Here is a 19,552-nt window from a genome sequence, read left to right on the forward strand (position 1 = left end):
GACCACGGGGGTCACGCCCCGTCCAGGTCTCAGGCCGCGGCGGCTCCGCGGCGGCCCGGACGCACCACGGGACGGCCGCGCAGCAGCGTCGCGCAGCCGACCATCGCGACGGCGACGACCACCAGGGCCGCGCCCACGGCGTCCAGGGCGACGGCGGCGCTCAGCAGCGCGACGGCGCCACCGGCCACGAGCACCACCCGCGACGCGGCACCGGAGCGCGCCGAGGCCAGCCCGGCCACGCCGATGACGAGGTGCAGCACGTTCTGCAGCACCGACACCGGCAGCAGCCCGGCAAGCGCCGCGGTACCCGCACCGGGCAGCACGGCGAGCTCACCGGAGGTCACGCCCGGGACGAAGCCCAGGGCTCCGACCAGCAGGAACGCCGCGGCGAACGCCGCCGCGACCGGCTGTACCGGGGTGTAGGGCCGGGAGAACCCGCCCGTCGTCCGCATCATGTCCCGACCTCCTCGGTCCGTCGTCCTCCGGCGCGTCGCTGCGCCCCTCGTCGGGGTCCGGTTGCCCGGCCGGAGGCGCTCCGAACCGCGGTAGCGACGCACCTCACGTGGCGGCGCGGGCCACCAGGACGGAGTTGACGACGTCGGTGCGCGGGTGCACCTCGAGGAGTACGTCGAGTGCAGGCAGGTCGGCTGGGACGATCTCCGGGTAGAGCAGGGTCCGCAGCCCGGCGGCGGACCGCACGAGCAGGGTCGTGCCGGGCCCGGTCGCGGTGGTCAGCCGGGCGGTGATCGCGGCCTTGGTGGCGGCGTCCGGACCGACCAGGGCCCCGACGAGCACGAGGTCGGCCCTGCCCAGTTCGTCGGCGAGCGCGGGGGACAGCTGCGGGTCGTCGAGATCGGCGACCAGGCTGCGGACCCGCCCGTCCGCCCCGAGGGCGGCGGTGACCGCGTCCCCCGCGGCGACGGCCGCCCGGTCCCGGTCGACGTGCAGCACCTGCGCGCCGTGCCCGGTGGCCAGCACCAGGCCGGTCAGCGGCAGGGGCCCCGACCCGAGCACGACGACGCGCCGCGGCGCGGGCAGTCCGACGGCGGTCAGCGCGGCGAGCTCCAGCCGGACGAGGTCGTGGTAGTTGCCCAGGTAGGGGAACCGGTCCAGCTCGGCCCGCGGGTCGGGGGCGGCGGCGATCCGGCCCGCCCAGTGGTTCTCCATGTGGCCCTCGCCGGTCGCGGCGAGGGTCCGCAGGGCGTCCGAGTGCGGGGCGACCTGTGCCAGGACGCCCTCGGTGCAGCCGGCGGGCGGGAAGCAGCAGAGTCCGACGAGCTCGCCGAACGCGGCGTCGGTGTCCGGGGCGGGGCGCAGGTCGGTGCGCTCCAGGCGTCGTCGCAGGTCCACGAGTCGTGTCGCGACGGCGGCGACGGAGCCGTCGCCGCGGGGACGGCGGGGTGCGGGAAAACCGGGCGCGGTCGTCCGACTGCTCTGCGTGGTCACGATGATCCACCGTAAGCCAATGACAACCATTTCGTGCTCGGTCGTCCGGGTGGCGGGAAACTTGAGCGAACGCTCTACAATATGGCAAGGAGCGGACAGAGGGGGAGGAGTCCGGCGATGTGGGGTTGGCTCGCGCTCGCGATCGGCGCCGAGGTCACCGGAACGGTGGCGCTGCGGTTCTCGCAGGGTTTCAGCAGGCTGGTGCCGTCGATGATCACGGTGGTGGGCTACGGGCTGGCGTTCTGGTCGCTGTCCCAGGCGCTCGGCCGGGGGATGGCGCTCGGGATCGCCTACGGAACCTGGGCCGCGGCCGGGGTGGCGCTGGTCGCGCTGATCGGGGTGTTCTTCCTCGGTGAGTCGTTGACCTGGGTCCAGCTCGGCGGGATCGCGCTCGTCATCGCCGGGGTGCTCGCCCTGGAGCTGGGCGGCGCGACCGCGCATGCCTGATGCGATCGGACAGGACACCTCCGAGGCCGACGGTCGCCGCCGCCGCGGGGACCGGCGCCGCCGCGAGCTGGTCGGGGCCACGCTGCGGCTGGTCGGCGCCGGCGGGGTCGCCGCGGTCAGCCAGCGCGCGGTCGCCGCGGAGGCCGGCGTGCCGCCCAGCGCGGTCTTCTACTACCACCCCAGTGTCGACGCGCTGCTGGTCGCGACGCTCACCGCGGTCAACGACCGCTGGATCGCCCGGCTCGACGCGGTCACCGTCCCGGGCGACCTCGTCGCGCTGGTCGAGGACTGCGTCCGTCAGGAACGGGTCACCGCGATCGCCGAGTACGAGCTGTTCCTGCTGGCCGCGCGGCGCCCGGACCTACGCGGTGAGCTGGACCGCTGGGACGTCGCGCTCGCCGCGGCCGCCGCCCGGCTCCTGCCCGACGACGCCGACCGGCGTGCGCTGCTGACCGCCGCGGTCAACGGGCTCACCGTGAGCGGTGCCCTCGGCTCGCCGGTCGACCCCGCCCTCCTGGCCCGGCTCTGCGCGGCCGGGACCGCCTGAGCCGCCGTCGCCGGGATACCGTGGTGGGCATGAGCGCGGAGCGCCTCTCGGAGTCCGTGGAGAACTACCTGAAGACCATCTTCCTGCTCTCGGAGCGGTGGGAGGGGTCGGTCGGGGTCTCCGCGCTGGCCGAGCGGCTGCGGGTCTCGTCGCCGTCGGCGTCGGGGATGGTGCGCAAGCTCGTCGACGCCGGACTGGTCGACCACGCCCGCTACGCCGGGATCACGCTCACCGCCGCCGGGCGGGTGTCCGCGCTCGCCGTGGTGCGCAGGCACCGGCTGCTGGAGATGTTCCTGGTCACCGAGCTGGACCTGGCGTGGGACGAGGTGCACGAGGAGGCCGAGGCGCTCGAGCACGCCGTCTCCGACCGGCTGCTCGACCGGATCGACACCCGACTCGGGCACCCGCGGTTCGACCCGCACGGCGACCCCATCCCGGCCCGGGACGGCACGATGCCCGTGGTCCACGCCCGCCGGCTGCCGGACCTGCGCTACGGCGAGGGTGGCACCCTGGTACGCGTCGACGACACCGACCCCGAGGTGCTCCGTTTCCTCGACGCGCACGACGTCCGGCTCGGCGACCGGGTGGACCTGCTGACCCGCAAGCCCTTCGAGGGGCCGTTCGTGGTGCGGCTGCGCCGCTCCCGCGAGCAGGCACACCCCGCCCCGGGCGAGGCCGAGCACGAGTGGGGCCCGGCGCTCGCGACGGCCCTGTGGGTGGGCGGCGACGAGCACGGGCACCCGTGAGGTCCCGGGGCCCGGGTGTCCGGGCCCCGGGATCCGTCAGGTCGAGCCCTGGCGCCGCTCGAGCGCGACGTCCCCCGCGTGGTCGAGGACGTCGTCGCCGGAGTCCGGCTCGACCTCGTCCGAGGTCGCCATGGTGGCGACCGCGGTCTCGGAGTAGAGGGCCCCGTTGGGGTCGATGGTGGCCCGGCCGCCGTCGACCTCCGCCCGCTCGGTCGTGAGGTCGTCCGTTCGTGCGGTGCTGCTCCTCAGAGCCAGAGCTGGCGATGCCTCGACCGGCAGCGCGACGACGAACCGCTCACTGCGCAGGCCCCTCATGAGACCGACAGCCATGAGGATCAGCACGATGCACAGCGGCAACCCGGCGAGGATGGAGGCGGTCTGCAGGGCGGAGAGCGCATCCGCGCCCGCGGCCGCCCCGGCCCCGAGCAGTACGGCGGCGATGACGCCTTCGAGTACGGCCCAGAACAGGCGCTGCTGCCAACGGGGGTTCGGGTCTCCTCCGTTGGTCAGGATGTCGATCACGAGGGAACCCGAGTCCGACGATGTCGCGAAGAACAGCACCACCACCACGATCGACAGCACCGACGCGAGCAGGGTGAGGATCTCCGGGACCGGCAGCTGCTGCAGGAGCAGGAACATCGAGGTCTCCGGCGAGTCCGGGGCGCCCGCCAGCGGGTTCGCCGGGTCGGCCCGCAGGATGTCCAGGGCGGTGTCGCCGAAGACCGTCATCCACACCATGGACGCGCCGACCGGGGCGAACAGTGCACCGGCGACGAACTGGCGGATCGTGCGGCCGTAGGAGATGCGGGCCAGGAACATGCCGACGAACGGCGACCACGAGATCCACCACCCCCAGTAGAACAGCGTCCAACCGGACTGCCAGCTCTGGGCGTCGGCGTCACCGGGGAAGGTCTGGAAGCTCAACCCCGGCAGTTGCTGGACGTAGGTGCCCACGTTGGCCGCCGTCGAGTTCAGCAGGTCCCGGGTGGGTCCGAAGAAGAACACGAACAGCATCAGCGCCAGCGCCAGCCACAGGTTGATCAGCGACAGGTTCCGGATGCCCTTGTCGATCCCCAGCAGGACCGACACGGCCGCGACCGAGGTGATGAGCAGGATCAGCACGACCTGCAGCGGCGTGCTGTTCTCCAGCCCGAACAGGGTCTCCAGCCCCGCGCCGACCTGCTGCGCCCCGATCCCCAGCGAGGTCGCGAGTCCGAACAGCGTGCCGAACACCGCGACGACGTCGACCAGGTAGCCCGGCCAGGAGTTGATGCGATGCCCGATCAGCGGGTAGAGCGCCGCGGCCGGGCGGAGCGGCAATCCCTTGCGGAAGGAGAAGTAGCCCAGCGAGAGCCCGAGGACGATGTAGATCGCCCACGGGTGCAGGCCCCAGTGATAGAAGGTGTAGAGCATGGCGTTCTCCGCCGCCTCCGCCGTCCCGGCCTCGCCGGTCGGGGGACTCGTGAAATGCGTCAGCGGTTCGGCGACGGCGTAGAAGACCAGTCCGATGCCCATGCCCGCCGTGAACAGCATCGCGAACCACGAGACGGTCTTGTACTCCGGCGTCGAGTCCGACGGCCCGAGTTTGACCCGGCCGAAGCGCGAGGCCATGAGCACGACGACGAACACGACGAAGGCGCTCGCGGTGAAGATGTAGAGCCAGCCGAGGTTGCCGGTCACGACCGAGTTCACGGAGTCGGCGACGGAGCCGAGCGAGGCGGGGGCGACTGCGCCCCACAGTACGAAGGCGAGTGCGAGCACCGCCGATGACACGAAGACGGGAGGGCTCGTGTGCTCCCTGAGATAGCGGGCGATCACCGTGTACCTCCGGTTGGGGGTTTACGCGTCGATTCGGGTGGAATGTCCGGCACGCGACTGTAGGTCGAGTGGCCGCACGGGGCAGGACATCCGAGGCCGGAAGACGGGGTCGTCGACGCCGTCCCGCAGTCGCTCCGCGGTGTGAGCAGGGCGGATGCCCGGGGCGGCCGTCCCTGGGCTCGAGGAGAACGATTCGGTCACGGCCGGTCCGGAGCACGACACGACCCGGGCCCGGTATCGGTGTGGATACCGGGCCCGGGTCGGTGTCGCGTCGTGGAGGAGGGTCAGCGGGAGGCGTCAGCTGCGCCCTGCTCACCGGCCTTGCCCTGGGTGTTCAGCGAGCCGTCGGCGTTCTCCAGGTGCGCCCGGACGAACCACTGGTACTGCTCCAGCTCGCCGGCCTGGGCGATGAGCATGTCCTCGGTCACGGGGTCGAGCGCGCCGACCTTCTCGATCTGGGTGCGGTGGTCGGAGATGACCCCGGTGTAGACCACGTCGAGCGCGCCGAGGTGGGCGATCGCCTGGTCGCGGCCGATCGAGTAGTCGTCCCAGGTGCGGTCCTTGACCAGCGCGCCGGGGGTGCCGTTGGGCGAGCCGCCCAGGGTCGCGATGCGCTCGGCGACGTCGTCGACGAACCCGCGGACCGCGTCGACCTGCGGGTCGAGCATCTCGTGCACCGCGATGAAGTTCGGGCCGACGACGTTCCAGTGCACGTGCTTGAGCGTGAGCTGGAGGTCGTTCAGGGCGTGCAGACGGTGCTGCAGGATGTCGACGACCTGCTCGGCGTCTCCGCGCTCGAGGCCGGGGACGGTGTAACGGATCGTGGCCATGGTTCTGTGCAGTCCTTCCGTGACGGGTGCGTGGTTCAGGACGCCGCAGTGCGCGGGTCGTCGTCCGCGACGGGCTGGGCGTCGAGGTGGACGCCGTCGCCGTCGGGGGTCTCGTCGACCGGGGTGTCGCTCTGCTCGGTCGGGACCGGGTGGCTCGTGCGCTCGTCCTGCTCGCGCTGGTCCTTCTCGGGCGTCGTCATGACACCCGGGTACCCCGGTCGGGCGGGTTTCATGTCCGGCGTCGGCGGTCCCGGGAACGGGTAGCCGGTGGGGAGCAACCACACCGAGGAGCGATGCGATGACCCCCGGCACGACCGTCACCCCGCACGGGCTGCACCACGTCACGGCGATCGCCGGGGACCCGCAGCGCAACGTGGACTTCTACACCACCGTGCTCGGCCTGCGACTGGTGAAGCGGACGGTGAACTTCGACGCGCCCCAGGTCCACCACCTCTACTACGGCGACGAGGCGGGCCGTCCCGCCACCATCCTCACGTTCTTCCCGTGGCCCGACGTCGAGCCCGGCCGCCAGGGCGCCGGCCTGACGACCGCCACGGCGTTCGGCGTGCCGCCGGAGTCGCTGGGCTGGTGGCAGACCCACCTCGCCGCGCTCGGCGTGGACGCCGACGACCCCCGCACCCGGGACGCGTCGTCGGGTGCCGAGGAGGTCCTGACTCTGCGCGATCCCGACGGGCTGGTGATCGACCTCGTCGCCGCGCCCGGCGACACCCGCTCGGGCTGGGACGGCGCCGGCAACGTGCCCGCCGAGCACGCGGTACGCGGCCTGCACGCGGTGACGCTGTCCGAGGCGGACCTCGAACCGACCCAGCGGATGCTCACCGACCTCGGCATGACCCACGCCGGCGACGACGGCGCCCGCAGCCGCTTCCGTACCACGGGGGACACCGCGACGGCCGTGGACGTGCTCGGCGGCGTCGACGGGCACGGGGTGCAGGCCGGCGGCACGGTGCACCACATCGCGTTCCGGGTGGCGGACCGGGCGACCCAGCAGCAGTGGCGCACCGAGCTGGTGGCCCGCGGCCTGGAGGTCACCGAGATCCTCGACCGGCAGTACTTCACCTCGATCTACTTCCGCGAGCCCGGCGGTGTGCTGTTCGAGATCGCCACCGACGAGCCCGGCTTCACCGTCGACGAGCCGCTGCTCGAACTCGGCCGCGCGCTGAAGCTGCCGCCGTGGCTGGAGCCGGACCGGGCGACGATCGAGGCGAACCTGCCCGCGCTGCGCGACCGGGGGTGACCGCGGCGGCCGGTCGGCTCAGGTGTCGAGCCGCTGCTCGCGGGCCGGCCCGTCGACTCCGGTGAGATGCTCCAGGGTGTTGGTGACGCGCAGCAGCCGCTCCAGCGCACCGACACGGTTGTCGAGGTGGAGCTCGACGCCTGCGGCCCGGGTCCGCCTGCGGATCATCAGCAGCGACGACAGACCGTAGGAGTCGCAGTACCCGATCCCGGCGCAGTCGATCCGCAGTTCACGCAGGCCGGGCCGGTCCGTCAGCAGCACGGCGACGGCGTCGGCGAGCGCGTCGGAGGTGGCGTAGTCGAGGTCACCGGCCGGCGCGACCGTCGCGAGGTCCGGCGCGGGGCTGGTCCAGGTGAGGGACAGCTCTCGCGGGTCGCTCATGCGGGCCTTCCGGTTCGGTGCAGTGTCGTGGAGTCGGCGCCCTCGGTGACGGCGCCGGCCGGGACGGGGGTGCCCGCGCCTCCGGTGAGCGCCGGGGACGTGGTCGCGCGCCGCAGCAGCTCCGACGCCCGGGTGAAGTCGCGCAGCTCGTCGCCGAGCAGATCCAGGACGGGCCGCAGGACGGCCACCGGCACCGACCGGGCCTCGAGCACCTCGGCGGTCCAGCCGAGGAACTGCTCGAACAGCTCCGCGTCACCGGTGTAGAGCGCCACGGACAGGAAGTCGACGATGTGCCGGACGTCCTCGGCGGTGTGCCGGCGCTGGTCGTCGTCGTATCCGGCCATCGCCGGGACACGCTCGGGCAGGCGGTCCAGCACCGTGGCGACCAGCCGCGGGGCACTGCGGGTGACCAGCGTGTACTCCTGGTCGGCCAGGTGCGGCAGGTCGTCCATCGGCTGGGCGTGCGGGTGCGCCGGGGCGGGCAGCCCGTCGGCGAGGGTCTCGGCGGCGGTCCGCGCGTCCGGGGCCCAGGCGTCGGCGCCGAGCAGGCGGGCGTAGCGGCCGTCCGTGCCGAACGCCCGGCCGCCGACGATCACCGGGACACCCGCGGCCTGGCAGGCCGTGATCGTCGCGTGCGCGGTCGGCAGCCGGGTCGCGATCGACGACGACAGCGCCACCGCGTCCGGGCCGGTCCGGTGCAGGTGGGTGACCAGGTGCGCCGCGGGGACCTGCGCGCCCAGGTAGTCGACGGTGAACCCGCGCAGCCGCAGCACCTCGGCCAGCAGCCGGGCGGGCAGCGCGTGCCACTCGCCGTCGACGCAGGCCACGGTCACCCGCCCGCGCCCTCCGCCGTGCCGCCCGCTGGTCAGCGACAGCGTGCTGATCACGCGCTCGTTGATCGCGGTCGCGGCGTGCTCCTGGGCGACGGAGAGGCGGTTGGCCGCCCACTCGAGCCCGACCCGCTGCTGCACCGCGCCGATCACCTCGAGCAGCACGGCCTCCGGCTCCAGGCCGTCCCGCAGCGCGTCGACGACGACGTCGACCGCGCTGTACTCGTCGCCGCGCAGCACCGCGCCCCAGAGGAGGTCGGTGTAGCGCCCGGCCGTCATGCGGTGTACCTGCCCCGGCCCGAACCACCCACCGCGGTGAGGTGCCGGCCGCGCGGAGCGGTGACCGCGAGGACGGCCATGTCGTCGTGGAAGTTGCGCCCCACCCACTCGGTGGCGAGCATCTGCACCCGTTCGACGACGGCCTCGGCCGGCATCCCGGCGCACTCGGCGGCCGCGCGGCGCAGGCGTTCCTCGCCGAACTGGTCGCGCCCGAGCGGGCCGCCCTGGGCCTCGGTGATGCCGTCGGTGAACATCAGGCAGGTCTCGCCGGGCCCGAGCCGGGTCTCCCAGGTCGACGCGTGGATCTCGGGCAGCGCCCCGATCAGCGTGCCGAGCGTCGCGGCCTCCTCGACGCGGCCGTCGGCGCGGATGATCAGCGGCGGCGGATGGCCGGCGCAGGTGATCCGCAGGCGCACGTCGGCCCCGCTGCGCGACACCGACGCCAGCACCAGCGTCACGAAGCGGGCGTGGTCGTCGGAGAGCAGCGCGTTGTTGAGCAGGTGCAGCAGCCGCAGGTGGTCGTCGGCCATCGGCAGCAGCGCGTGCACCGCGCTGCGGATCTTGCCGGTGAGCACGGCGGCCTCGAGGCCCTTACCGCACACGTCCCCGAGCACGGCGAGGGTCTCGTCGGAGCCCTCCGCGCCGGGGTGGACGTCGTAGAAGTCGCCGCCGACCCGCTCGGAGTCCTGCGCGGGCCGGTAGCCGCCGGCGAACTCGACCCCGGAGACGTGCTGCAGCGACGGCGGCAGCAGGTCGCGCATCAGGGTCTCGGTGATCGAGGCCTGCTGGGCGAACATGCGGGCCGCGGACATCGCGAGACCGGACCGGGCGGCGAACTCGCGGGCGGTCGCCTCCTCACCCTCGCTGAACGGCCCGGTGTCGGCGCGGCGCAGGAGCACGATGGCGCCGGCCGGGATGCCGTGCCCCGGCAGCGGGGTGACGACGATCGAGCCGACCTCGCCGAACCCGTCCGGCGTCACCCAGGCGGGGGCGACGGCGGGGTCGATCCAGCGCGACGGGACCGGCGGGAAGCCCTGCAGGGCCTCGGCCAGGCCGGGGACCTCGTCCGGGTCGATGCGCAGTGTCCGGTGCCGGACGGGGCCGTCGGTGACGGCGTCGACGACCTGGAACTGCCCGCGGGTGCCCGGGGTCATCACGAGCGCCCCGTCGGCCAGTCTGCTCACGGCGAGCTGGGCGGTGACCTCCATGCAGCGACCCAGGTTCAGCGAGCCCAGGAGCGCGGCCGAGGCCTCGGACAGGAAAGCGGCGCGGGCCTGCTCCAGGTGCAGCTCGTCGCGGATGGACCGGACGTCGGTGACGTCGATCAGCCACCAGGTGACCGAGCCGTCCTCGTGCCGGACGGGCTGGGCCTCCAGCGCGCGACCGTCGACGATGTCGGAGAACGCGGTGGGGACGCCGCGGTCGGCGCCACCCGCGGTGGCCAGCCACGGGGCGACCCGGGACAGCAGATCCCCGGTACGGGCCCGGGGGAGCAGCGCGCGTGCTGCTCCGTTTGCCTGCAGCACGGTGCCGTCGGCGCCGACGGTGAGCGCGGCGCACGGCGCATCGGCCCAGCGCCGGTCGACCACGGGCGTCGCGTCCGGTAGCACGGTCGCGTCGCCGGTCGTCGGCTCCAGTTCGGTCACATCAGCTCCTGGCCCCTGGCGGGCCGGTCGTCGGCGCCCGGGGAGGCCGGGGCGCGGAACGCCCTACCGTACCGCGTAGGCGACAGGCCCTCATCCGGGGCGCGCGGCGCGGGGGCGGCGATGCGTGCCCCTCACCGGTGCTCGCAGACCCGGCGCCAGCCGCCGAACCGGACGGGCAGACCGGGCGAGGCGAGGACGCTGTCCGGGGGGCCCGACGACGGCGCGGCACCGGCCGCCGCGACCAGGTTCTCGTCGAGGTCGAGCAGCTCGGCGTGGTGGAGCGGCCAGCGCGGGTGGTCGTTGCGCCAGCGGACGGTGCCCAGCGGACGCCGGGTGTGCAGCGCCCAGCGTGCGGTGAGGAAGTGCTCGAGTTCCCCGGGGACGGCCAGCGGGGCGCCGGTGCGGACCCGGGTCCGTGCGGAGACACCGCGCGGGCCCGGGAAGCGGCGTGTGCAGGAATAGGCGATCTCCTCGCCCTCGGCGACCCGCCCGGACACCGTCGACGGCGACCAGTCGTAGGGCAGGGCCGCGACACCCCGCGCGGCGAGCACGGGCAGCATCCGGTCGGCGTCGAGCGAACGGAACACCACGCCCCGGCGACCCTCGTCGTCCACCGAGTACAGCCGGACGTTGGTCTCGGCGAAGCTGCCGAGCCAGGGCAGGCCGGGCAGCGGGCCGAAGCCCAGCCGCCGCATCCGGAAGTGGACGAGCCCGACCCAGGTGACGCCGTCGTGGGTGTCCGGACGGGTGCGGGGCGGCAGCAGCGGCGCCACCGCGGCGGGGTCGGCCCGCCAGTGCAGGAACACCACGTCGGCCCAGTACTGGTGCAGCAGCGGGTGCCGGACCGGGGCGGGCGGGTCCGGGGTGACCGGCTCGGGCGCGACGCCGGGCGGCACCGGTGCGGTGTCCCGGCCCGGTGCCGTGCGGCGGCCGGTCACGCCGGTGCGCCGCCGCGCTCGGTGCGGGCCCTCCACGCGTCGCGGCGCTCACCGGTGTCGCGGATGGCATCGACCTCGGCGAGCATGCGGCGCTGCTCCTCGGTCCCGCCACCGTTCGCGACGAGCCGCTCGGTGTCGGCCAGGGAGCGGGCCGCGGCGATGTCGGCGGCGCCGGCGGGCAGCCGCTGGTCGCGGTCGTCGCCACCCTCGGCGTCGACGACGTGCTTCTGCTCCGCCGCGTAGGGGTTGTCCGACGGCAGCCGGCCGCTGAACCGCCCGTACGCGCCGAGGACCAGCATCACCAGGCCCACGAGCAGGCTGAACACGACGTTCGGCATCCGGAACGCCAGCAGGTTGTACGGCGTGCCGATGAGCAGCACGTTGACCACACCGGACAGCAGGAACAGCGCGCCGACGGTCACACTGACCGTCGAGGCGAACCGGCCGCCCCGGACGGCGGCGCCGACCAGCACCGCGCCGACGACCACCGACACGGTCGACAGCAGCAGGTTCGTGGACAGCCCCAGCACCGGCGACCCGGTGGTGGAGAAGAAGTCGAGGTTGTTCGTGAAGCCCAGCACCCCGAACACCAGGAGCATGATCCCGACGAGCAGGCTGCTGATCCGGTGCAACCCGTTCAGCCGGCGTGCGTCGGACCCGATCGATGACATGACGTCGTCCTCCGTTCGTCGAGCGAGGCACTCCGGGGATAGCCGATCGCCTTCCCGGACAAACCGCGCTGACCTGCGAAGGTGTGCCGTGTCTCGAAACCCGGATCCGGGTTGCGGATCAGACGGGACCGGGGAGCGCGACGGGCCCGGGGCCCTCGCCGCGCAGCGGCCGCGCCGAACGCGGGTCCAGCGGGTCGACGGTGCCCGCGTCGCGCAGCGTCCCGTCGCCGGGCCGGCGCAGTGAGCGGACACCGGCGTCGGCGAGGGTGACCAGCGGCACCGCGAGCAGTGCCCCGGGCACCCCGCCGACGATCAGCCCGGCGCTGATCGGCAGCACCACCGCGAGCGGGTGCAGCCGTACCGACCGGCCCAGCAACAGCGGCTGCAGGATGTAGCCCTCGACGTTCTGCACGATCAGGAGCAGGCCGATCACGAGCAGCGCGTCCACCCAGCCCCCGGAGGCGAGCGCGACGAGCACCGCCACGATCCCGGTGACGACGGCGCCGACGGTCGGGACGAACGCGCCGAAGAAGATCAGCGTGGCCAACGGGACGACCAGCGGAACCCCGATCACCCACAGGCCGACCGCCGCGGTCACCGCGTCGACGGCGGCCACGACGACCGTCGCCCGGGTGTAGCCGACCAGCGACGCGAACGCCCGCCGGCCCGCGACGTCGGCCCTCCGCCGTACGTGCTGCGGGACCGCGCCGAGGACGAACCGCCAGATACGCGCACCGTCGTGGATCAGGAAGATCAACACGAACAGCATCAGCAGGGTCTCGGCGGCCAGCTCGCCCGCGGTCCCCAGGGCGCCGATCACGTTGTTCGCCAGCGCGGCCTGGTTGCGCGCCAAGGTGTCGAGCAGCGACTGGAAGACGGCCGAGAGCTGGGTGTCGTCGAGCCGGAACGGCGGCCCGGCCAGCCGGTCCCGCAGCGCGACGACCGTCTCCCCGATGCTCGCCGACAGGCTCGGCAGCCCGTCGAGGAACGCCGCGACCGCCCACCACAGCACCCCGACCGCCACCGCCAGCCCGCCCGCGACGACGACACCCGTCGCCAGACCGCGGGGAACCAGCGGGACCCGGTTCACGATCCGGGCCACCGGTGCGAGCAGCGCGGCCAGGATCAGCGCGAGAACCACCGGCACGACCAGCACCGCGAGCTGCGCGATCAGCCACAGCACGACGGCGACGGCGGTCGCGACGAGAAGACCGCGCCAGGCCAGGCTCGACGCGATCACCAGACCCCGGGGGATCCGCGGTTCCTCGGTCACCGCGGCCTCCCGGATCGGACGGGGTCGGACTGACGGTTGCGTGACGTCACGACGGTAGTCCGCCGGGGCCGTCCGGGCCCGTCACGGGCAGGGTGAGGACGAAGGTGGCGCCGTCGTCGTCGGGCGGGCAGGTGAGGTCGCCACCGTGCGCGCGGGCCAGGCCGCGGGCGATCGCGAGGCCGAGCCCGGCGCCGCCGCTGTCCCGGTCACGGGCGTCCTGGAGCCGGACGAGCCGGTCGAAGACGCGCTCGCGGTCGCCGTCGGCGATCGGGGTGCCGGTGTTGTGCACCGAGACCGACACGGTCCCGGCCGCCCGGTCGGTCCGGGTGACGACCTCGATCCGCCCGCCGTCGGGGGTGTGCCGGCGGGCGTTGTCCAGCAGGTTGGCGAGGATGCGCGACACCGCCTGCGGGTCGGCGCGCACCGCGGCGGGCTTCCCGTGGCCGTCGACGGTCAGGCCGGGCGCGAGCACCGCGGCCCGCCGGGTCTCGGCGCGCGCGATCCCGGCGACGTCGACCTCTCGTGCCGCCACCGCGGTGCCGCCGTCGATGCGGGCCAGGTCGAGCATGTCGGTGACCAGCCGCCCGGCCCGGCGCGTCTCGCCGAGCAGCAGCTCCAGGCGCCGGGTGCGGCGGGCGGGGTCGGCGTCGGGCCCGGACCGCTCCAGCGTCTCGGCGACGGCGGTGATCCCGGACAGCGGTGTCCGCAGCTCGTGCGCGGCGTCGGCGAGGAACACCCGGGTCCGCTCGGCCTCCTCCCGGGAGCGCCGCTCGGCGTCGGTGAGGGCGTCGAGCATGCCGTCCATCGCCGCCGCCGCGGTGCCGAGGTCGGTGTGCGGGCGGTCGGGCCGGAGCCGCGCGTCGCGCTCGCCCGCGGTGATCCGCCCGGCGAGCGCGGTCATCCGGTCCAGCGGGCGCAGCGCCGTCCGCACGACGAACGACACCGCACCGAGCGCGACGAGCAGGGTCAGCAGCACCGATCCGGCCAGCACCGCGCGCAGGCCGTTGCGGACCTGGGTGACGTCGGAGGCGTCGGCGACGAGCTCGACCGTCGCCCCGCCACCGGCGTCGAGGGTCACGGTGCGGCTGCCGGTGTCCGGCGGGACGGGTGGGCGTCCGGCCGGGACCGGGGCGGCCGGCGGGCTGCTCGGGTCGTCGGTGCGGTCACCACCGGGGCCGCGGTCCGGCCGGCCGGCGGGCGGTGGGGTTCCGGGCGCGTTCAGCCCGGGGTCGCCCATGACCTCCCCGTCGGCGGTGGTCACCTTGATCCGGATCTGCTGGCCGGACAGCCCGGTGACCAGCTCCTCCGGGGTGGCGCCCGCCGCGATCAGCTGCTGGGCCTGCACCACACGGTCCCGCAGCCGGGAGTCGAGATCGGACTCCAGGCGGGCCCCGAGCAGCACGTCGACGAGCACCACCACCAGGACCAGCAGCACCGCCACCACCCCGAGCACCGCCGCGGTGACCCGGCGGCGCAGCGACGGGGTGGCGGTGCGGGCCTGCGCGGCCGAGCTCACGACGGCCCGCGCAGCGAGTAGCCGAGGCCCCGCACGGTGTGCAGCAACCGCGGACCGTGTGCCTCCAGCTTGCGGCGCAGCGCCGACACGTGGACCTCGACGAGGTTGGGGTCGTAGGCGTCGTAGCCCCAGACCGAGCGCAGGATCTGCGCCTTGGACACGGTGCGTCCGCGCTGCTCGGCGAGGTAGGTGAGCAGCCGCAGCTCGGTCGCGGACAGCTCCAGCACCGTCCCCCCGCGGGAGGCGACGGCGGCGTCGGGGTCGAGGACGAGGTCGCCCACCTGCACCGCGGACGGCAGCCTGCCCCGGCGGCGCAGCACCGCCGCGACCCGGGCCACGAGCTCGTCGAGCGCGAAGGGCTTGAGGACGTAGTCGTCGGCGCCCGAGCCGAGCCCGCGGAGCCGGTCGGCCAGCGCGTCGCGCGCGGTGAGCATGACGATCCCGGCGTCCCCGTGCCCACGCACGACGTCGATCAGCTCGAACCCGTCGCGCCCGCCGGGGAGCATCACGTCCAGGACGACGAGGTCCGGCCGGAACGCGGCGAGCCGCTCCTCGAACGCGACGCCGTCGACGACGCCCTCGGTCACGTGCCCGGCGTCGGCCAGCGCGTCCACGACGGACTCACGGATGGCGTCGGAGTCCTCGAGCACCAGGACCCGGGTCGTGGGGCGGCGGCTGTCGTCGTCCTGGCGTGTGCTCACGGGACAAGGGTGCGCCGCGAGGCTGAGGGGGACCTGAAGGACCCGCCGGTTTCAGGTCCGTCTCAGGTACCGCGGGCACTGTCGTGGCAGACACCGAGACGACGGGCCGCCCGGCCCGCGGCGCGGAGAGGAAGAGATGACCCTGCTCGACGTGATCGTCTTGATCATCGTGGTGGCCGCCGCGATCGGCGGGTTCCGCCGCCTCGGCGGCGTGGCCCGGGCCGGGCGCCTGCTCGGCCTCGTGGTCGGTGCCGGCGTCGGCGCGGCCTGGGGCTCGAACCTGGCCCGCTACGGCGACACCCCCGACTCGGCCTGGTTGTGGGGCCTGGTCGGGGTGATCGCCGGTCTGCTGCTGGGCTCGCTGGTCGGCGGGTTCCTCGGCGGACTGGTCAGCCGGGTGCTCGCCCGCGGCAGGTTGTCCTTCCTGGACCGCATCGTCGGCGCCGTCACCGGTGCCGTGACCGCACTGCTGGTGATCTGGCTGGTCTCGTGGGTGGTCCCCGCGGTCGTGAGCGCCGAGGCGCTCGCCCCCGTGACGACGCTCGCGCAGTCCCTGGGCGGCAGCCGGATCGTCGACTCGGTGTCGGAGCTGCTGCCCGCGACGACGTCCGCCGCCCGCGACGTCGTCGACGCCGCGCGGCCTCCCGCCGGCTGATCCCACCCGACCCCCAGCGGTCCGCCGTCCGGCGGTCCGCGACCCGCCGCTGCCCGCTTCCGGGTACGGCACCGTCCGAGGAGAACCATGAACGACGAGAACCGCACCCCGCGCGACGACGACGACCGCCCCACCGACCGGCAGCCCCCGGTCCCCGCCGACGAGACCCCCACCGCTCACACCCCGACACCGCACGTCCGGGACGGCGTGCACGGCGGGGGGACGGTGGCCGCCGCCTTCGACGCGGGTGACCCTCCGCGGCGACGCCGGTTCGCCGCCCTGCGACGCCGGTCCGCGCTGCCCGCGGTCGCGGCCGGCGTGATCGGCCTGGTCGTCGGGGCCACCGCGAGCGGCCTGATCGTCGGGACCGCGTTCGCCGGGCCGGGCGACGGCCCCGCCCGCACGGCGGTCGCCGCCGACGGCCGCGGCCCCGGTGGACCCGGCGGGCCCGACGGCTCCGGTGGCCCCGGTGGTGAGACCGGTGGTCCGGGCCGCGGCCCCGACGGTGCCGGTCCCGGTGGCCCCGGTGCGTGCGGTCCGGCCGGTGGGCCGGGTCGGGACGGCGCGACTCCGCCCGCGCCGCCTGCCGGGGCCCCGACGCCGCCCGCTCCGGGCGCCGCCCCGGCCGCCCCGGGTGCGACGGCTCCGGGTGTCACGGCTCCGCGCCAGGACGGCGCCGCTGCCCCGGCCGCTCCCGCGGCCCCTGCTGCTCCCGCGGCCCCGGGGTCGTCCGCCGCTCCCGCGGCGCCGGCCGCTCCCGCCGCTCCGTGAGCGCGTGGGGGAGGGGAGAAGGGAGTGCTCCTCGTCGGATCGCGTCGCGCATTCGCCCCCGACGCGCTGCAGGATCCGACGAGGAGCACTCGACGGACCAACGCGCCGGAACGGGCACGGATACCCCCCTGATGCGGTGACGACGCGGGCCCGGACACCACCATCGGTCGTCCCCGCAGGTCAGACGGGTCGTCGTCGTGTCTTCGTGACAAGAAATCGGTGAGTGGTCCGGCCCGTCGAGCGCCGATCCGGGGGAACACCCGTCGTCCGTGGTGGGGCTCCGGGAGCCGGAACGGCGGGACGGAGCCTCACCCACCCGGGACGGTGGGGGCCGGAGCGACGCGGCCGAGCCCCGCACGGCCCGGGATCGCAGGGGTCGAGGCCGCTCCGGCTTCTCCCGCGGGAGGACCGTTCCGGCGATCGCCCAGGCCGTCCCCGGTGCTCCGCTGTGGACGTCCTGCTTCGCGACGGCGGAGGACGGGCCGGATCCGACGGTGGGCCGGAAGTGGGGCACCTGCACCGTCACCACGGGCCGTCGTGCGGGGCGGGGTTCCGGCCGACGGCCGGAACCGGACCACGGCGGTACCGGACGACCACCTGACGGCGCACCCCGACCGCACCCTGACGGCGCAGGTCACGGGCCGATTCGAGACCTGAACGGATGGTGGCCCGACCACCGAGAAGACCACGTGGACAACCCATCGCGAAGAGACCGTGGTCGGCGTCACACAGATCGGTGATCGCCGGTATCGCCCGGTGAGAGGGTGTCGGTAACCAGGAGTTCGCTTCCGCTCACCGCGGTGACCTGCGACGACGCCCGATGTTCGCCCGGGGGACCCCCCGGTTTGACGGCCCCGGACACCGTGCCGTAACTTTCTTCCTGTCAGCGAGTGAGCCGGACAGAACGGGCCCTGAGAGGCCCGGTCAACAGGCCCCGCGGACAGCGACCCCCCGGTGGTTCATCGAGTTTCTCGATGTGGTTACCTTTGTGGGTCAAGGCGATCCGTCTTCAGGATCCTGCTTCCTTGTTGGGGGTGGGTGAGTGCGGTGCGGGTGTCTTTTGAGAACTCAACAGTGTGTCGAGCTATTTTGATTCGGTTTAGCGTTTTGTGCCAAATTGTTTGTTTGGTTGCAGCATTCGATCCCGTCGGGTGTTGTGGCTAGTTGTTTGTTGCAAGTCAGGGTTTTGTTGGAGAGTTTGATCCTGGCTCAGGACGAACGCTGGCGGCGTGCTTAACACATGCAAGTCGAGCGGTAAGGCCCTTTCGGGGGTACACGAGCGGCGAACGGGTGAGTAACACGTGGGTGACCTGCCCTCCACTCTGGGATAAGCCCGGGAAACTGGGTCTAATACCGGATAGGACCACTGATCGCATGGTTGGTGGTGGAAAGTTTTTTCGGTGGGGGATGGGCCCGCGGCCTATCAGCTTGTTGGTGGGGTGATGGCCTACCAAGGCGGTGACGGGTAGCCGGCCTGAGAGGGCGACCGGCCACACTGGGACTGAGACACGGCCCAGACTCCTACGGGAGGCAGCAGTGGGGAATATTGCGCAATGGGCGGAAGCCTGACGCAGCGACGCCGCGTGGGGGATGACGGCCTTCGGGTTGTAAACCTCTTTCGCCAGGGACGAAGAGCGATTGACGGTACCTGGAGAAGAAGCACCGGCCAACTACGTGCCAGCAGCCGCGGTAACACGTAGGGTGCGAGCGTTGTCCGGAATTATTGGGCGTAAAGAGCTCGTAGGCGGTGTGTCGCGTCGGCCGTGAAAACTTGGGGCTTAACTCTGAGCGTGCGGTCGATACGGGCATCACTTGAGTTCGGCAGGGGAGACTGGAATTCCTGGTGTAGCGGTGAAATGCGCAGATATCAGGAGGAACACCGGTGGCGAAGGCGGGTCTCTGGGCCGATACTGACGCTGAGGAGCGAAAGCGTGGGGAGCGAACAGGATTAGATACCCTGGTAGTCCACGCCGTAAACGTTGGGCGCTAGGTGTGGGGACCATTCCACGGTTTCTGTGCCGCAGCTAACGCATTAAGCGCCCCGCCTGGGGAGTACGGCCGCAAGGCTAAAACTCAAAGGAATTGACGGGGGCCCGCACAAGCGGCGGAGCATGTGGATTAATTCGATGCAACGCGAAGAACCTTACCTGGGTTTGACATGCACCAGACATCCCTAGAGATAGGGCTTCCCTTGTGGTTGGTGTGCAGGTGGTGCATGGCTGTCGTCAGCTCGTGTCGTGAGATGTTGGGTTAAGTCCCGCAACGAGCGCAACCCTTGTTCCATGTTGCCAGCACGTAATGGTGGGGACTCATGGGAGACTGCCGGGGTCAACTCGGAGGAAGGTGGGGATGACGTCAAGTCATCATGCCCCTTATGTCCAGGGCTTCACACATGCTACAATGGCTCATACAGAGGGCTGCGAGACCGTGAGGTGGAGCGAATCCCTTAAAGTGAGTCTCAGTTCGGATCGGGGTCTGCAACTCGACCCCGTGAAGTTGGAGTCGCTAGTAATCGCAGATCAGCAACGCTGCGGTGAATACGTTCCCGGGCCTTGTACACACCGCCCGTCACGTCACGAAAGTTGGTAACACCCGAAGCCGGCGGCCCAACCCTTGTGGAGGGAGCTGTCGAAGGTGGGACTGGCGATTGGGACGAAGTCGTAACAAGGTAGCCGTACCGGAAGGTGCGGCTGGATCACCTCCTTTCTAAGGAGTCCCATCATGTGATGGGGCGCCACGATGCTCTGTGAGTTCTGCTCATGGTGAGTCTGTGGTTCCTTCATTGAATCGCATTTGCGG

The 19,552-nt window shown here is 73.0% G+C and carries 19 protein-coding genes and 1 rRNA gene; 7 read left to right on the forward strand and 13 right to left on the reverse strand.

What is annotated here, in order from left to right; genetic code table 11:
* Nucleotides 1–29: 29 nt before the first annotated feature.
* Both ZF1_RS02470 and ZF1_RS02475 read right to left on the reverse strand, forming a co-directional pair.
* Nucleotides 30–455 carry a DUF4383 domain-containing protein gene (locus ZF1_RS02470; protein ID WP_083658659.1) on the reverse strand — a complete coding sequence of 142 codons (426 nt, stop codon included), beginning with the start codon at nucleotides 453–455 and terminating at the stop codon, nucleotides 30–32.
* 103 nt (nucleotides 456–558) lie between these two features.
* Nucleotides 559–1,446: a nicotianamine synthase family protein gene (locus ZF1_RS02475; protein WP_161152809.1), complete on the reverse strand. Its 888-nt coding sequence runs from the start codon at nucleotides 1,444–1,446 to the stop codon at nucleotides 559–561.
* Between the two features lie 117 nt (nucleotides 1,447–1,563).
* Here ZF1_RS02475 and ZF1_RS02480 point away from each other — a divergent pair, with 117 nt between their 5' ends.
* From ZF1_RS02480 to ZF1_RS02490, 3 genes are read left to right on the forward strand one after another with little or no spacing between them, the layout of a single operon-like run.
* Nucleotides 1,564–1,893 (forward strand): DMT family transporter, encoded by a 330-nt coding sequence (locus tag ZF1_RS02480; RefSeq protein WP_062399751.1) that lies wholly within the window; start codon nucleotides 1,564–1,566, stop codon nucleotides 1,891–1,893.
* On the forward strand, nucleotides 1,886–2,440 hold the full coding sequence (locus ZF1_RS02485; protein WP_350589342.1) for a TetR/AcrR family transcriptional regulator: 555 nt from the start codon (nucleotides 1,886–1,888) through the stop codon (nucleotides 2,438–2,440). Before ZF1_RS02480 ends, ZF1_RS02485 begins: the two co-directional genes overlap by 8 nt.
* Before the next feature lie 29 nt (nucleotides 2,441–2,469).
* The gene (locus ZF1_RS02490) at nucleotides 2,470–3,186 is read left to right on the forward strand and encodes a metal-dependent transcriptional regulator (protein WP_073575890.1); all 717 of its coding nucleotides are present in this window, start codon (nucleotides 2,470–2,472) and stop codon (nucleotides 3,184–3,186) included.
* Nucleotides 3,187–3,222: 36 nt separating this feature from the next.
* Here ZF1_RS02490 and ZF1_RS02495 read toward each other — a convergent pair whose 3' ends face one another.
* From ZF1_RS02495 to ZF1_RS02505, 3 genes are all read right to left on the reverse strand, one after another.
* Nucleotides 3,223–4,947: a BCCT family transporter gene (locus ZF1_RS02495; protein WP_434094282.1), complete on the reverse strand. Its 1,725-nt coding sequence runs from the start codon at nucleotides 4,945–4,947 to the stop codon at nucleotides 3,223–3,225.
* 341 nt (nucleotides 4,948–5,288) lie between these two features.
* The gene (locus ZF1_RS02500; RefSeq protein ID WP_073575892.1) at nucleotides 5,289–5,834 is read right to left on the reverse strand and encodes a Dps family protein; all 546 of its coding nucleotides are present in this window, start codon (nucleotides 5,832–5,834) and stop codon (nucleotides 5,289–5,291) included.
* A gap of 35 nt (nucleotides 5,835–5,869) precedes the next feature.
* On the reverse strand, nucleotides 5,870–6,034 hold the full coding sequence (locus tag ZF1_RS02505) for a hypothetical protein (protein ID WP_161152807.1): 165 nt from the start codon (nucleotides 6,032–6,034) through the stop codon (nucleotides 5,870–5,872).
* Nucleotides 6,035–6,132: 98 nt separating this feature from the next.
* Between ZF1_RS02505 and ZF1_RS02510 the strand changes: the two genes are divergently transcribed.
* Nucleotides 6,133–7,092, forward strand: coding sequence for a ring-cleaving dioxygenase (locus ZF1_RS02510; RefSeq protein WP_073575894.1), 960 nt, complete (start codon nucleotides 6,133–6,135; stop codon nucleotides 7,090–7,092).
* A gap of 18 nt (nucleotides 7,093–7,110) precedes the next feature.
* On the opposite strand, the gene ZF1_RS02515 is transcribed toward ZF1_RS02510, so the two are convergent.
* The 8 genes from ZF1_RS02515 to ZF1_RS02550 form a co-directional block, all read right to left on the reverse strand.
* Complete coding sequence (locus tag ZF1_RS02515) at nucleotides 7,111–7,473, reverse strand: STAS domain-containing protein (protein ID WP_073575895.1); 363 nt, start codon at nucleotides 7,471–7,473, stop codon at nucleotides 7,111–7,113.
* Nucleotides 7,470–8,582 carry a cobalamin B12-binding domain-containing protein gene (locus tag ZF1_RS02520; protein WP_083658661.1) on the reverse strand — a complete coding sequence of 371 codons (1,113 nt, stop codon included), beginning with the start codon at nucleotides 8,580–8,582 and terminating at the stop codon, nucleotides 7,470–7,472. Before ZF1_RS02520 ends, ZF1_RS02515 begins: the two co-directional genes overlap by 4 nt.
* Nucleotides 8,579–10,228: a PP2C family protein-serine/threonine phosphatase gene (locus ZF1_RS02525; protein ID WP_083658662.1), complete on the reverse strand. Its 1,650-nt coding sequence runs from the start codon at nucleotides 10,226–10,228 to the stop codon at nucleotides 8,579–8,581. The genes ZF1_RS02520 and ZF1_RS02525 overlap by 4 nt, the downstream gene beginning before the upstream one ends.
* Before the next feature lie 131 nt (nucleotides 10,229–10,359).
* Entirely contained in the window at nucleotides 10,360–11,166 is an 807-nt protein-coding gene (locus ZF1_RS02530; RefSeq protein ID WP_482636366.1) for a YqjF family protein, read from the reverse strand.
* Nucleotides 11,163–11,837 (reverse strand): DUF4383 domain-containing protein, encoded by a 675-nt coding sequence (locus tag ZF1_RS02535; RefSeq protein ID WP_073575896.1) that lies wholly within the window; start codon nucleotides 11,835–11,837, stop codon nucleotides 11,163–11,165. Before ZF1_RS02535 ends, ZF1_RS02530 begins: the two co-directional genes overlap by 4 nt.
* A gap of 118 nt (nucleotides 11,838–11,955) precedes the next feature.
* Complete coding sequence (locus ZF1_RS02540) at nucleotides 11,956–13,110, reverse strand: AI-2E family transporter (RefSeq protein ID WP_073575897.1); 1,155 nt, start codon at nucleotides 13,108–13,110, stop codon at nucleotides 11,956–11,958.
* Between the two features lie 46 nt (nucleotides 13,111–13,156).
* Entirely contained in the window at nucleotides 13,157–14,626 is a 1,470-nt protein-coding gene (locus tag ZF1_RS02545) for a sensor histidine kinase (RefSeq protein ID WP_357440784.1), read from the reverse strand.
* Nucleotides 14,623–15,327 carry a response regulator transcription factor gene (locus ZF1_RS02550; RefSeq protein WP_357440785.1) on the reverse strand — a complete coding sequence of 235 codons (705 nt, stop codon included), beginning with the start codon at nucleotides 15,325–15,327 and terminating at the stop codon, nucleotides 14,623–14,625. The genes ZF1_RS02545 and ZF1_RS02550 overlap by 4 nt, the downstream gene beginning before the upstream one ends.
* A 136-nt stretch (nucleotides 15,328–15,463) precedes the next feature.
* Between ZF1_RS02550 and ZF1_RS02555 the strand changes: the two genes are divergently transcribed.
* The 3 genes from ZF1_RS02555 to ZF1_RS02565 all read left to right on the forward strand — a co-directional run bounded on the left by ZF1_RS02555 (nucleotide 15,464) and on the right by ZF1_RS02565 (nucleotide 19,459).
* Entirely contained in the window at nucleotides 15,464–15,982 is a 519-nt protein-coding gene (locus tag ZF1_RS02555; RefSeq protein ID WP_062399769.1) for a CvpA family protein, read from the forward strand.
* Nucleotides 15,983–16,069: 87 nt separating this feature from the next.
* A complete protein-coding gene (locus ZF1_RS02560; protein ID WP_357440788.1) occupies nucleotides 16,070–16,753 on the forward strand; it encodes a hypothetical protein in 684 nt (227 codons plus the stop codon).
* A gap of 1,186 nt (nucleotides 16,754–17,939) precedes the next feature.
* Nucleotides 17,940–19,459 (forward strand): 16S ribosomal RNA (locus ZF1_RS02565).
* The last annotated feature ends 93 nt before the right edge of the window (nucleotides 19,460–19,552 follow it).

The sequence above is a fragment of the Pseudonocardia sp. ZF1 genome (assembly GCF_056835605.1).

Coding starts and splice junctions, on each gene's coding strand:
- ZF1_RS02560 (WP_357440788.1), top strand. CDS start 16,070: ATGAACGACGAGAACCGCACCCCGCGCGACGACGACGACCGCCCCACC.
- ZF1_RS02520 (WP_083658661.1), bottom strand. CDS start 8,582: ATGACGGCCGGGCGCTACACCGACCTCCTCTGGGGCGCGGTGCTGCGC.
- ZF1_RS02555 (WP_062399769.1), top strand. CDS start 15,464: ATGACCCTGCTCGACGTGATCGTCTTGATCATCGTGGTGGCCGCCGCG.
- ZF1_RS02480 (WP_062399751.1), top strand. CDS start 1,564: ATGTGGGGTTGGCTCGCGCTCGCGATCGGCGCCGAGGTCACCGGAACG.
- ZF1_RS02515 (WP_073575895.1), bottom strand. CDS start 7,473: ATGAGCGACCCGCGAGAGCTGTCCCTCACCTGGACCAGCCCCGCGCCG.
- ZF1_RS02535 (WP_073575896.1), bottom strand. CDS start 11,837: ATGTCATCGATCGGGTCCGACGCACGCCGGCTGAACGGGTTGCACCGG.
- ZF1_RS02505 (WP_161152807.1), bottom strand. CDS start 6,034: ATGACGACGCCCGAGAAGGACCAGCGCGAGCAGGACGAGCGCACGAGC.
- ZF1_RS02485 (WP_350589342.1), top strand. CDS start 1,886: ATGCCTGATGCGATCGGACAGGACACCTCCGAGGCCGACGGTCGCCGC.
- ZF1_RS02500 (WP_073575892.1), bottom strand. CDS start 5,834: ATGGCCACGATCCGTTACACCGTCCCCGGCCTCGAGCGCGGAGACGCC.
- ZF1_RS02490 (WP_073575890.1), top strand. CDS start 2,470: ATGAGCGCGGAGCGCCTCTCGGAGTCCGTGGAGAACTACCTGAAGACC.
- ZF1_RS02510 (WP_073575894.1), top strand. CDS start 6,133: ATGACCCCCGGCACGACCGTCACCCCGCACGGGCTGCACCACGTCACG.
- ZF1_RS02470 (WP_083658659.1), bottom strand. CDS start 455: ATGATGCGGACGACGGGCGGGTTCTCCCGGCCCTACACCCCGGTACAG.